The sequence below is a fragment of the Aquidulcibacter paucihalophilus genome (assembly GCF_002105465.1).
Lineage (GTDB): Bacteria > Pseudomonadota > Alphaproteobacteria > Caulobacterales > Aquidulcibacteraceae > Aquidulcibacter > Aquidulcibacter paucihalophilus.
In genome coordinates this window covers 1-12,140 of record NZ_NCSQ01000138.1, presented here as the reverse complement: position 1 = coordinate 12,140, position 12,140 = coordinate 1, and the positions used below count along the sequence as shown (strand labels likewise).

The window sequence follows — 12,140 nt, the reverse complement described above, 5'->3', positions numbered from 1 at the left end:
ACCGGGGATAGGGAATGTCCGATTAAATAAATACTTTTACATCTCAGCCGCGACGGGGGTCGCAGTGGCTAAATTCCAAGCCAAGGCCAATATAGAGATGGTTGAAACGCCAAAGCGCATAGTCTTGTTCCTCATCCTAAAAACAGGAAGCGGCACATTAAGCGGTGCCTGCCCTTCCTCACGCGTCCGACCTAGCGATGGACTGGACCGCAACCAACCAGAACGCCTGAACCATCCGATAAGAAAACTTGTACCAATGCAGATTAAATCAATTAAAACAGATATTAAAGTCTTGAACGGGATGGTTTAGGCAAACTAAGCCGTTTTGTAACCATGTCATAAAAATGCCTAGTCTTCTCTGCGAAAACGCTGGCCTTACCCTTCTTTCTGACCCTACGCAGCCCTATATTTGTTTCAAGACATCTGATTAAAGGGAAACATCATGGAACCTGATACCGGTATTGACGCTGAAGCCCGCACCAGAATTGCGGACGCACTCGCGCAGGTTTTGGCTGACTCCTATAGTCTTTATCAGAAGACCCATCTCTATCATTGGAATGTACAGGGCCCCCGTTTTGGGCCGCTGCACCAGTTGTTCTCCGACCAATATAATGAGCTTTGGACCGCACTGGATGAGATTGCCGAGCGCATCCGCGCTTTAGGTGTCTTTGCACCTACCCATAGTCAAATGGCAGCACGCACCATCATCCCAACCGCCAACGACGTCAGCGCCAGTGAAGACGCCATCTTGAAAGCTTTATTGGAAGGCCAAGAGGCTGTGGTTCGTTCAGCACGCAGGGCCCTAAAACTTGCGGCTGAACATGATGATGATGCGACTGCTGACCTTATGACTGAGCGCTGTGCTGCGGGTGAGAAGGCGGCTTGGATGCTTCGCGCGCATTTAAACTAAAGCTTTTGCTGATTTATAGTGTGCGCGTCGATCGGAAAAATCGCGTACGCGCTTGCGCCATGCCCGATAGCTGCCAGGGCGCAGATTTGCCCGCATCAGTGCCTTTACTTGATCGGTGCTTAGACCATAGAGGCTACGGATATGGTCGAAGCTGACATGATCGCTTAAGGCCATCGAGATGATTTCGCTAATGGTCGCCGCATCCAACGGCTTAGAGACCGCCATGATTCATGGCCTCCAAGACACGCAACGCATCTGCTTTGATTTCTTGGCGTCGAGACGGTCCCATTTTCCGCCACGTGGCATAGACAGGACCCATACGTGGATTTCCGCCCAGCTTGTCTTCATTACGTCCGATGAAATCCCAATAGAGCGGATTAAAGGGGCAGGCCCGTGGCCCAGCTTTTACCGCAGGATCATAGGCGCAACTCTGACAGTAATCGCTCATCTTATGAATATAGGCGCCACTGGCCGCATAGGGCTTGGAGGCCATGATACCGCCATCGGCATAAAGAGCCATTCCAATCGTATTGGGAACTTCCACCCACTCAAACGCATCTGCATAGACACTCAGATACCACTCATGCACCTCATGAGGATTGAGCCCTGCAAGCATGGCAAAATTTCCGGTGACCATCAGGCGCTGAATATGATGAGCATAGGCTTCGCGCTTAGTTTGACCAATGGCCGCAGCCATACAGGCCATTTTGGTTTGCCCTGTCCAATAAAGGGGGGGTAGGGGGCGTTTAGCGTCAAGGTGATTGAGGCCCGAATAATCGGGCGCATGCAGCCAATAAATGCCGCGCACATATTCACGCCAGCCAATGATTTGCCGGATAAAGCCCTCAACAGCAGACAGAGGTGCACGCCCGGCCTTATATTCCGCTTCTGCCCGGCGGCATAAATCCAAGGGTTCGAGTAGGCCCACATTGAGATAGAGCGACAGCACAGCGTGATTGAGGAAAGCTTGGCCCTCGAGCATTGCATCTTGGGTCTCGCCAAAGCGGGGCAGGTGGTTGGCTAAAAAGTGATCGCGCGCAAGCTCCGCCTCTGTTGCAGTTGTCGCAAACCAAAATGGCTCCAGATCGCCGAAGTGGTCGACAAAGCGGCTGGATACCAGCTTGATCACCTCTTGCGTGATGGGTGAGGGTGAAACGCGGTGCGGCGGCAGCATGAAGAGATCAGGCTTTGCTGGCTTGCGGTTCTCATGGTCAAAGTTCCATTTGCCGCCAACAGGTTGCTCCCCTTCCATAAGAAGTCCAGTTCGACGACGCATCTCGCGATAGAAATACTCCATCACAAAGCTCTTTCGGCCAGCCGCCCAAGCACGGAATTGCGCCTCGTCACACAGGAAACGGTCATCCTCACGGAGTATCACCTGCAGATCGAGGCTTTCAGCCCAATGGCGCTGCATCTCCAAGACGCGCCATTCCGAAGCCCGGGTCATTTCAAGCGCTTGGGGGTCGTGACGGGTGATGGCACGCCTGAGTTCGCCATCGAAACTGCCTGTATTTTCAGGGTCATCGATGCGCACATAATCGACAGTGAAACCTTGACCACGAAGGGTCTCAGCGAAAGCGCGCATCGAAGCCAGAATGAACGCAATCTTCTTCTTGTGATGGCGGACTGAAATCGCTTCGGCTTGGGCTTCGACCATCAAAATGATGTCAGTAGTCGTGTCAGCCCCACGCAGGGCAGAAACTTTCGGCGAGAGCTGATCGCCCAAGATAAAGCGCAAGGTTTTCATGAAGCATCCAAATGGTTCGTTGGATGAAACCTAGGGCATGGGAAGCTGAAATCCAGTCAGGAATGTCATGGTCGCTATCGAAGTCTAAAGCTGCTTTGCCTGAGCCAGATGTGTCTTTAGTGTTTGATTGCGCCATTTCAGCCAAACATCAGCGCACGTAACGCCAGCTATCAGTGAAACCCAGAATTTCATGGATGAGTCTGTCGGTGTTGCCGTAAACATAGGCCCAGCCAACACCGACCATAGGCTAATCACAGCAATGGCAAGTGACAGGCAAAGCGCCAGTTTCCGCGTCACTGGTCGCCAGCGGCCTTCAAGTATCGCAAAGGCATAGGTGAGGAGCGCTAGGGAAAGCGCACCCCACAAGAACGGGGCCCGATCGGATAGGAAATGGATATCATAAGAGAAAGCTTGGGCGAGCATTGCTGGGCTTTGCCCACCCAAGAGCAGATCAAAGAAAAAGATTGGGTTTATCAAGATCAGAAGACCCACTACTCCGGCGAGCAATCCCAAAGTCGCAATCGGTCGCGAAACAAGGTCTGGATCAAGCACAGGAGGAAGGTTTGCCGGCTTCCAAGTGAAGAGTTTTGGTTGCGCGCGACGCAGCGCACCTAGCGCCCAGAACCACGCTAGTAAAACGCCTAGCACAATGAAGATCGCATCCTTCAAGCCATCTTGTAACATTGCGCTTGTTGCCGTTGGCGAGGACAGTCCAATGCTGATCGCCAGGACAATCAACCCGAGGACTAGGCAAAAGGCAAGCTTCGAGAAGAGGGGTGTATCGACTGCTTCAATGATGGGGGTAGGCCGATGATAGCGCAGGGCAACTTCTTGCGGCGGACCAAAGGCGATGATCCGTTCCTCAACTTGTTGAAGACTAGGGATAGTGTCGCCCGCTTTCGCTTGGATGTCGTCGTGCAACAGGGCATAAAGTTCTGCGCGCACATCAGCGCGGATCGCATACGGTAGCCGTGATGCAACCGCTTGTGCATAGCGCTGGATCAGCTCGTCAGAGGTCATAGGGGTGTCCTTCCTTGAATAGATTTTCCATCACGGCAGACAGGTTTCGCCATGAAGTCACCAATTGGGGGTAGAGCCTGCGCCCTTCGTCACTCATCCTATAATAGCGCCGGGGCGGACCATCCTCGATCCGCCACTCGCTGGATAGGAGCCCTTGGTTTTCCAGTCGACGCAGGAGGGGATACAGTGTTCCTTCCTCAACCTCCATGCCATGTTCAGCCAGCCGCTGGCGCAAGGAATAACCATATTGAGCGGTTGCTAACTGGGACATTGCCGCCAACACGATCGCGCCGCGCCGGAGGTCTCCCTCAAATCTTGGAAGGGCATCTTCTATTACCATGTATCGACCAGTACTATGTTTCACACAGTATGTCTAGCCGGTGCAAGCGCTCCCTCTTTAGGCGTTCGTTCTCGACAAAATCGCCTGCGTATCTTAACTTGCCAGATCTAATGACTGGGGGCGGTCCAATGGGGGCGAATATGAGCAACGTGAGAACGGGATTGAAGCTTGGTTTAGGTATGGCTGTCCTCGCCTTGCTTGTCTCCGGCTGTGCGACTGCTCCGCCAAAGTCCGATGCAATCGTGCTCGGCGATGATATTTGCGATGGGGAGGCCACGCGCATCTATTTCCCGCATGGCGAAAGCACCCTTGGCCCCTTGGCCGCGCAAGTGGTTGTCCGGGTGCAAGACCAATTGGCGCAATGTCCAAGACGGCGGATTGTTCTGGTCTCCCTTTCTGGCGATGATGGGCCTCCATCCAGTCTCGAAAATCGCGAGGAGCGTGCTGCGATTGTACGCCAAATTCTGGCCAGTCGGGGAGTTGCAGAAAAACGCATTACAGCAACAGCCCAAGGGCCTATGGTCGAACAAGCCCCTAAAGGCCCAATTGGTGGCGTCCTGATCTTTACGCGTCCTTGATGTCCAAACAGGAGTCCATTTGGTGCGTTCGCCATCGTGCCAACCAATGATTTACCTGCCACAATCGCATTCTGGCAGCGCCTCGGGTTTCAGCGGGCTGGCGGCGACCCGAATTACATCATCCTGACGGGCTGGGACTGTGAAGTTCATGTCACGCAAGCCGGCGAGGGACCTTGGAGTGTACCGGTTAATCATAACCCCTTTGGACTACAAATCCTTAGCCCCAATTCCTATGTATGACAGCAACAATAGTTGACACTCAGGTCAATTCTATTCCGAAAGGTCTTGAATGAAAAAGATTGACGGACACAACCAGAAACCCAGAGACGCTTTCTTTTTGTGGGCGGTTCCTTGTGCTGTAGCCATTATCGTGATGGGTTATCTTGCTGGTAAAGACCGGGCCCTGCGTGATAATCGGACAGATCAAATTCAGACTGAGATGAAGCGATAGATGAGGCCGACTAGTCGATGATCGGTATCAATTCTGGAACTATGGCTGCAAGCGCCAGTTCTAACCAACCGATGATGCAAACTGTCCGACAACTTGGATCGGGCAAGGAACCTCGACATCCACCTCTGCGCCTGCAAACACCTCCCCAATCATCATGAGCACGGGCCCCGAGCCCACTTTAAAGGCGAGGTCTGGCAGGTCTGATAGAGGTCCTTTTACGGTGAAGTTGGAAGGCCGTGAGACGTCTTCGGCCAAGATGACGGGCAGGGCGGCGGGCATGCCTAGATCGAGGAGGCTGTCGCGGATCCAAACCGCATCACCCCGGCCCATATAGATGACAGACGTATCCGCAGCCGCGACCGCCTTTGCCCACGCAGGTGACGTTTGGCTGCCACGGGCCACGGTTGGGGTCACAAAGGTCACCGAGCGCGAGAGGCCGCGTTGCGTGAGTGAGGTGGATAGAGCCGAAGCCGCACCAAAGGCTGCACTAATCCCCGGCACGACTGAAACAGGAACGCCCGCTTGTACGCAGGCTTCAATCTCTTCATGAGCGCGCCCAAATAGCATGGGGTCACCACCTTTGAGGCGAACGACCAATTTGTGTTTTGTGGCCGTCGCGACCAACAACCGATTGATCAAGGCCTGATCCATCGAGACGCGACCGCCGCGCTTGCCAACAGGCACTTTCTTGGCGTGCGGGGCAAGGGCCAAAATCTCGTCTGTCACCAAGGCATCATAGAGGATGACCTCAGCGCGTTCGATCAGGCGAAGTGCCCGCACGGTTAGCAGGTCTGCTGCACCGGGCCCAGCACCAACCAGATAGACATGACCGGTCACGCCGCCGCTCTTTCCAGATCAGTCTTGTTTGCCAACACAAAGTCGCGCTCGTCAGCTGCCCACTGATAGACGGCCGGGAAGGATTCAAGGGAACGCTTGGCGGCCGCGACATCTTGGTCGCCCCGCAACGCAAAACCAGTCATGCCACAGCGGGCCATGGCAAACAGCTGGTCAATCAAGACATCGCCGACAGCGCGAATTTCACCTTTAAAGCCTAAGCGTGAGCGCAGCAAAGTAGCGATTGAATAGCCGCGCCCATCATTGAACTTGGCAAACTCAACCGCGATTACGGCCAAACCATCCAAGCGACCCACTAAAACCATTGGGTCATCGGTAGGCATCAGGACGATCCCGACAGCCGCGTCAGGAGGTGCGCCATCGCGCGCCAACCACTCGGGAAGGGTCAATAACGTGCCATGTTCCCACGCCGCGACGCTGGGCGCTTCAGGCTGTTTGACGTTTGGTCGAATGAGGCTGCGCACATCGCCCTGGCCCTGATTGATCACGTCCATATTCGGGAATGGATTCGGGGCGGGGGCAGGGCGGAAAGCGCCTTCGGGTAAAGGAAGCGTCCGAATGTCGCCCGGCGAGAAGAGTTTCAACAAAGTGCTCATCAGTTTGCTTCCTGAATTTGCGGGGAGGGGGAAGTTTGGGACATGTCGTTTTGGAAAGCGGCCGCTTGGAAGGCTGCCTTGCCTAGGCGCTCGACCGCATCGATGAATATTTCACCATTGTTTCGGTTTTTGAGGTAAAAGTCGGTGAGGCGTTCGATGGTCGGCGCAACAGCTTCGCGCGGGATCGCTTTACCGACAATTTGGCCGAGCGTGGTTTTGGTATCGGTGCGACCGCCGATCAGGATTTGGTACCATTCCTCGTCCTTTTTATCGACGCCCAGAATGCCAATATGGCCGACATGGTGATGGCCACAGGCATTGATACAGCCCGACATTTTGATGGCCAAGGTGCCAATATCCTGTGCTTTCGATGCGAGGGTTTCTTGCACAGCCGCCGCGACCGGGATGGATTTGGCATTGGCCAAGGCACAATAATCGCCGCCGGGGCAGCAGATAATATCGGTTGCGAGGCCCACATTGGGCTCTGACAGGCCAAGGGCCTCAAGCGCTTGATAAAGCGCCCAAAGATCGGAGCGCGCCACATCGGCTAAGACCAAATTCTGATGATGGGAAACCCGGATCTGCCCGAACGAGAAACGGTCAGCCAGATCAGCAATCGCCTCCATCTGGTCGCTCGTCGCATCGCCTGGTGCCACGCCTAAAGGCTTCAAGCTGATGGTAACAGCGCCATAATTATCGCGCTTATGCTTGGCGACATTGCGTTTCACCCACGCGTTAAAGCGTGGATCAGCCAAACGGTGGCGGGCCTCATCTTGATCGCCAGAAGAAACACTTTGATAGGGTGGCGCGCCGAAGAATGCTGTCATCCGCTCGAGTTCATTGGCCGCCAACGTAGCAGGACCGCCATGCAGATGGGCAAACTCTTGCTCTACCTCTTCGCCGAAACGCTCAGGGCCTAAAGCATCCACCAAGATTTTGATGCGGGCTTTATAGATATTGTCGCGCCGGCCCCAACGATTATAGGTGCGCAGGACTGCCTCAGTATAAGACAGCATGTCGCGCCAATGTAGGCCAGTTTTGATGACAGGGGCGACCCGCGGCGTGCGGCCTTGGCCGCCGCCGACCTTCACAGTGAGTCGAACTTCGCCGGCTTCATCGCGATACACATCAAACGCAAGATCATGGACCTCGCTTGCGGCCCGGTCTTCAACGGCACCATTGAAAGCGACTTTGAATTTGCGCGGCAGGAAAGCAAATTCAGGATTAAGGGTCGACCATTGCCGCATCAATTCTGCCAAAGGACGGGGATCCACGCGTTCGTCATGGGCAACGCCTGCTAAGTGATCGGTCGTCACATTCCGGATACAGCTGCCGCTTGTTTGGATTGCGTGCATTTGTACACTTGCCAAGTCAGCCAGTATTTTATGCACTTCCTCCAGCTTAACCCAGTTGAATTGGATGTTCTGGCGCGTGGTGAAATGGCCAAAGCCACGGTCATAGGTGCGGCCAATCTGGGCCAACATACGCAATTGGCGCGAGGAAAGCAGGCCATAGGGGATAGCAACCCGTAATAAAGGCGAGTGACGCTCAACATAGACGCCGTTTTGTAAGCGCAGTGGCTTAAACTCATCCTCCGAAATCCGACCGCCTAAATAGCGTTCCGTCTGGTCGGCGAATTGCTTGACCCGCGCATCCACGATGCTCTGGTCTATGGCATTATAAATATACATTCGGGGCCCTTTATCTGGGTGCTATATCCCGGCTCTCCCGCGCGCGAACAATGCTAATCCGCTTAAGGTGTTTATTAGAAGACCTGATAGATGCCGGAATAAAAGGGCTTTCGACGGGTTTTGATAGGTTTGCTAATGGCAGCGTGCAGCTTCAGTCGGTCGTTAAACGCGCATGGGCTGCCTAAATCAGCTTGACGAGCCGCGGCTTCCTGCTGGGGCCTAAAAAAGTTGCGCATCATGATCCTCCTCGATCAGTCAGAAAAACGGGTCACATTTCAAGCTGACCCCAAACGGCTCGCAACCCTCGTGGTTCAGTTGGAAGCAAGCCTAGGGGCAATTGGTGCTCCGGGCAGGGCGGCACTGGCCAGTTCGCTTTCGGCAGAAGACATGGTCTTGACCGATGTGATCGCCAGATTGGGCCTAAACATTGATATTTTCACGTTGCAAACTGGCAGGCTCCATCCAGATACGGTCGCCATGATCGCGCGGACCGAGGCGCGCTACGGCTTGACCATCCATCAATTTGAACCCGAAGCGGACGCATTGGTTGATTTTGTCGCCACCCATGGTCTCAATGGCTTCTATGAGAGCTTGGAAGCCCGCAAGGCTTGTTGTGGCGTGCGCAAGCTTGAACCCTTGCGCCGCGCGCTGCGTGGCTATGATGCGTGGGTCACAGGCCAAAGACGCGAACAAGCCCTAACCCGCACGCAGTTGGACGAGCGCGAGGAAGATACAGCCCACGATCTGGTCAAGTATAATCCGCTTGCCGCTTGGTCTTGGACAGATGTGTTGGCTTATGCTGAGCAGTTTCAAGTCCCCCTCAACCCACTTCACGCTCGCGGTTACGTATCGATTGGCTGTGACCCGTGCACGCGGGCCATTCGGCCTGGTGAACATGCCCGTGACGGGCGTTGGTGGTGGGAAAATGCCGACTCCAAAGAATGTGGCCTGCACCAAAACAATCACAATAAGGATACAATCGCATGACCTTTTTTAGCCGTCTCCTCCACCTCGACCGCCTCGAGTCTGAAGCCATTTACATTTTGCGCGAAGCCGCGGCGCAAAGTCGCAATCCAGCGCTTCTGTTCTCGGGCGGTAAGGATAGTGCCGTCTTGTTGCATCTGGCGCTGAAGGCTTTCCGGCCAGAAAGGCTGCCGTTCCCGCTCTTGCATGTCGATACCGGCCATAATTTTGAAGGTGTCACCCAATTCCGCGACGAGACCGCCGCGAGATTGGGCGAACGTTTGGTCGTGGCCCATGTTGAAGAGTCGATCCAACGCGGCAGTGTGCGCTTGGCTTCGCCCACGGCCAGTCGCAATGCGGCGCAAGCTGTCACCTTGTTGGAAGCGATTGAGACCCATGGCTTTGACCTTTTGCTCGGCGGTGCCCGACGCGATGAAGACAAAGCCCGGGCTAAAGAACGTGTGTTCAGTCACCGGGATGCCTTTGGGGCTTGGAACCCTAAGTCGCAACGGCCTGAACTTTGGGATCTTTATAATGGCCGCTTGCAAACAGGGGAGAACTTCCGAGTTTTCCCGCTGTCCAATTGGACGGAATTGGATATATGGACCTATATTGAGCGCGAGAAGATTGCCCTTCCCAGCCTTTATTTCGCCCATGTTAGACCAGTCGTGCGCGATGGCGATTATTGGCGGCCAGTCACGCCAGTGACACCTGCAGCCGAGGGTCAGCTGGTTGAGAACCGGCTTGTCCGCTTCCGGACTGTTGGAGATATGACCTGCACTTGCCCGATTGAAAGCAATGCTGCGGATGTTTCTGCCATCATCGCTGAAACCCGACTCAGCACTTTGTCAGAGCGTGGGGCTACCCGCATGGACGATAAGGTGAATGAAGCCGCGATGGAACGGCGCAAGCGGGAGGGCTATTTTTGATGACACAGGCGCAAACCAAGCTCGTTCGCATTGTCACAGCGGGCAGCGTTGATGACGGAAAATCGACTTTAATTGGTCGCATCCTGCACGATTCCCAAGCTTTGATGAGCGATCAAGTCGATGCCCTATCAAATGCCCGCTTCAGCCGCGCGGAGGAGGGCGACCTTGACTTGTCCTTTGTCACTGATGGTCTTGAGAGCGAGCGCGAGCAGGGCATCACGATTGACGTCGCTTACCGTTATTTTGCTACGCCCCAAACATCCTTCATCGTTATTGATGCGCCGGGGCATGAGCAATATACCCGAAATATGGTGACTGGGGCGAGCAATGCCGATGTCGCCATTGTGTTGGTGGATGCATCACGCTTACATCAGGGTGCACTTAAAGTTCAAACCCGTCGCCATGCGACCATTGCCCATCTCTTGGGACTAAAGGTGGTGTTTGCGGTCAATAAGATGGACCTCGTCAATTGGTCGCAAAAGGTGTTCCTCGAAGTCGAGGAGAGTCTGAGGCGCTTAAGCCGAAGCCTTGGTATTACCAATCCTGCCATTGTGCCGATCAATGCGCGGTCGGGCGACAATGTGGTTTCAAAGAGCCATGCTGCAAGCTGGTATGAAGGAGCGTCGCTTTTAGACATTCTCCAAAGCCAAGGCGAGGGAACGGATTTGAGCGAGCTTCCGTTCCGCTTTTCCATCCAACGCGTGGTGCGGGTGGATGGCCACACAAGAGATGCCCAACGCGGCTATGCAGGGCGTATTGCTTCGGGGCAAGTCGCTGTGGGCGAAGAGGTTTTTGTTGGGCCAAATCGTCGGCCGACAAAGATTTCCCGCATTGAGACCTATGACCAGAGCTTGGAGCGCGCGGAAGCTGGGCAATCTGTTACGCTCTATACCGAAGATGAAGTCGATGCCGCCCGTGGTGACCTGCTTACCCGGGGCGAAGCCACCTATGCCAAACGCGTAACCGCGGACCTGTGCTGGTTGGACGACCAGGTTTGGGATCCACGCCGTCGCTATCTCCTGCAGCAAGGCACTGCCAATATCACGGCAAAGATTGAAAGCGTGTTGCACATTCGTGATATGCGCGATCTGTCTGAAGTGCGGGGCGATCAAGCATTGAAACTGAATGACATTGCCTTGGTTCAACTTCAAACCCAAACACCGATTTTGGCCGATCTGTTTCAAGATAATCCAAAGACGGGGGCTTTTATCTTGATCGACCCAGATACCAATCAAACCGCCGCGGCCGGTATGATACGTGGGGCGACCTAAAGCCACCCCAAATCGCTTTTGACTGGCAGGAACTTACGCTTTGAATGGGGCATCGCGCACGCGGACGCCCGGACCATGTGGTAAGGCGATGGGATTAGAGTGCCCTAAGGTTTCACCAAGCCATACCGCTTCAGCCTTGACCGCCGGGTCCTGCACGACGTCTCCTAGAAGGCGCAGCGCACGATCAACATTTGACTTGCCTGCTCCGTTTGGCCCTGTCGCCACATTGATCGTGCTCCGAGCCAATGCGCACTCCCGAAGCGACCGATACCCCGATATTGCCAATTTCGAATTCATGAAGTTGGGTCCATACAATTCAAGTAGGCCCTAGCCTGAGCGAAAGCACCTAGCGCCTCACTGGATCGATTGAATGATGAGACTGGGCGGATCATGGACCCGCCCAGTCAAGCTTTGGATAGGCGACCCGGCTTAGAAGGTCTTTTTGATCTTCAGATAATAATAAGCACCTTGCCAGTCGATGAAGGAGTCAGATCGATAGACCCGACCGTTTCCGGTTTCACCCAAGCGCGCTGCCCCCTCATCTGGATATTCGTTTGTGATGTTGCGAACACCAGCGGTCACGATGACATCTTTCGGGAAGTCATAAGAGACTTCCATATCGATCAAGACTTCGCTGCCAAGCTTCTGCTTGATCAAGCCCTCAGGATAGACTGTGCTAGTTGGGCATTTGAAGATGCTGATCGGTTGGGCGGTCAAGCAATTGGATGCAGTGTAAGAGCTCCAATAATGTCCGTCATCAAAACATTTGGCACAGATTGGTCTGTGACT

General features: G+C 54.4%; 16 protein-coding genes. 7 read left to right on the top strand and 9 right to left on the bottom strand.

Annotated features, from left to right (window positions below):
• Together B7364_RS17895 and B7364_RS08880 are read left to right on the top strand one after the other, a co-directional pair.
• Positions 1-310: hypothetical protein (locus tag B7364_RS17895; protein WP_232780857.1), on the top strand; the 310-nt coding region annotated here is incomplete at its 5' end.
• Between the two features lie 132 nt (positions 311-442).
• Positions 443-910: a Dps family protein gene (locus B7364_RS08880; protein WP_085339640.1), complete on the top strand. Its 468-nt coding sequence runs from the start codon at positions 443-445 to the stop codon at positions 908-910.
• Here B7364_RS08880 and B7364_RS08875 read toward each other — a convergent pair.
• The 4 genes from B7364_RS08875 to B7364_RS08860 form a co-directional block, all read right to left on the bottom strand.
• On the bottom strand, positions 902-1,135 hold the full coding sequence (locus tag B7364_RS08875; RefSeq protein WP_085339639.1) for a DUF2805 domain-containing protein: 234 nt from the start codon (positions 1,133-1,135) through the stop codon (positions 902-904). The genes B7364_RS08880 and B7364_RS08875 overlap by 9 nt on opposite strands.
• Positions 1,122-2,657, bottom strand: a complete 1,536-nt coding sequence (locus B7364_RS08870; protein WP_085339638.1) for a cryptochrome/photolyase family protein — start codon at positions 2,655-2,657, stop codon at positions 1,122-1,124. The genes B7364_RS08875 and B7364_RS08870 overlap by 14 nt, the downstream gene beginning before the upstream one ends.
• 84 nt (positions 2,658-2,741) lie before the next feature.
• Positions 2,742-3,677: a hypothetical protein gene (locus B7364_RS08865; RefSeq protein ID WP_085339637.1), complete on the bottom strand. Its 936-nt coding sequence runs from the start codon at positions 3,675-3,677 to the stop codon at positions 2,742-2,744.
• Positions 3,667-3,948, bottom strand: a complete 282-nt coding sequence (locus tag B7364_RS08860; RefSeq protein WP_332835079.1) for a PadR family transcriptional regulator — start codon at positions 3,946-3,948, stop codon at positions 3,667-3,669. Before B7364_RS08860 ends, B7364_RS08865 begins: the two co-directional genes overlap by 11 nt.
• Before the next feature lie 209 nt (positions 3,949-4,157).
• Between B7364_RS08860 and B7364_RS08855 the strand changes: the two genes are divergently transcribed.
• Positions 4,158-4,595, top strand: coding sequence for an OmpA family protein (locus B7364_RS08855; RefSeq protein WP_157893616.1), 438 nt, complete (start codon positions 4,158-4,160; stop codon positions 4,593-4,595).
• Between the two features lie 36 nt (positions 4,596-4,631).
• A complete protein-coding gene (locus B7364_RS08850) occupies positions 4,632-4,835 on the top strand; it encodes a VOC family protein (protein WP_198534140.1) in 204 nt (67 codons plus the stop codon).
• 271 nt (positions 4,836-5,106) lie between these two features.
• Here B7364_RS08850 and cobA read toward each other — a convergent pair whose 3' ends face one another.
• Genes cobA through B7364_RS08835 form a run of 3 tightly spaced genes read right to left on the bottom strand, consistent with a single transcriptional unit; the run spans position 5,107 to position 8,188 of the window.
• Positions 5,107-5,883 (bottom strand): uroporphyrinogen-III C-methyltransferase, encoded by a 777-nt coding sequence (gene cobA, locus B7364_RS08845; RefSeq protein WP_106407595.1) that lies wholly within the window; start codon positions 5,881-5,883, stop codon positions 5,107-5,109.
• Complete coding sequence (locus B7364_RS08840; RefSeq protein WP_085339634.1) at positions 5,880-6,497, bottom strand: DUF934 domain-containing protein; 618 nt, start codon at positions 6,495-6,497, stop codon at positions 5,880-5,882. Before B7364_RS08840 ends, cobA begins: the two co-directional genes overlap by 4 nt.
• Positions 6,497-8,188 (bottom strand): nitrite/sulfite reductase, encoded by a 1,692-nt coding sequence (locus B7364_RS08835; RefSeq protein WP_085339633.1) that lies wholly within the window; start codon positions 8,186-8,188, stop codon positions 6,497-6,499. The genes B7364_RS08840 and B7364_RS08835 overlap by 1 nt, the downstream gene beginning before the upstream one ends.
• 237 nt (positions 8,189-8,425) lie before the next feature.
• Here B7364_RS08835 and B7364_RS08830 point away from each other — a divergent pair, with 237 nt between their 5' ends.
• From B7364_RS08830 to B7364_RS08820, 3 genes are read left to right on the top strand one after another with little or no spacing between them, the layout of a single operon-like run.
• A complete protein-coding gene (locus B7364_RS08830; RefSeq protein WP_085339632.1) occupies positions 8,426-9,175 on the top strand; it encodes a phosphoadenylyl-sulfate reductase in 750 nt (249 codons plus the stop codon).
• Positions 9,172-10,080 carry a sulfate adenylyltransferase subunit CysD gene (gene cysD / locus B7364_RS08825; protein ID WP_085339631.1) on the top strand — a complete coding sequence of 303 codons (909 nt, stop codon included), beginning with the start codon at positions 9,172-9,174 and terminating at the stop codon, positions 10,078-10,080. Before B7364_RS08830 ends, cysD begins: the two co-directional genes overlap by 4 nt.
• A complete protein-coding gene (locus tag B7364_RS08820) occupies positions 10,080-11,351 on the top strand; it encodes a sulfate adenylyltransferase subunit 1 (RefSeq protein WP_085339630.1) in 1,272 nt (423 codons plus the stop codon). The genes cysD and B7364_RS08820 overlap by 1 nt, the downstream gene beginning before the upstream one ends.
• Positions 11,352-11,384: 33 nt before the next feature.
• Here the strand turns inward: B7364_RS08820 and B7364_RS08815 are convergent, their stop codons facing one another.
• Together B7364_RS08815 and B7364_RS08810 are read right to left on the bottom strand one after the other, a co-directional pair.
• Complete coding sequence (locus tag B7364_RS08815) at positions 11,385-11,597, bottom strand: hypothetical protein (RefSeq protein WP_085339629.1); 213 nt, start codon at positions 11,595-11,597, stop codon at positions 11,385-11,387.
• 183 nt (positions 11,598-11,780) lie between these two features.
• A partial coding sequence (locus B7364_RS08810) for a TonB-dependent receptor (RefSeq protein WP_232780856.1) occupies positions 11,781-12,140 on the bottom strand: 360 nt, incomplete at its 5' end.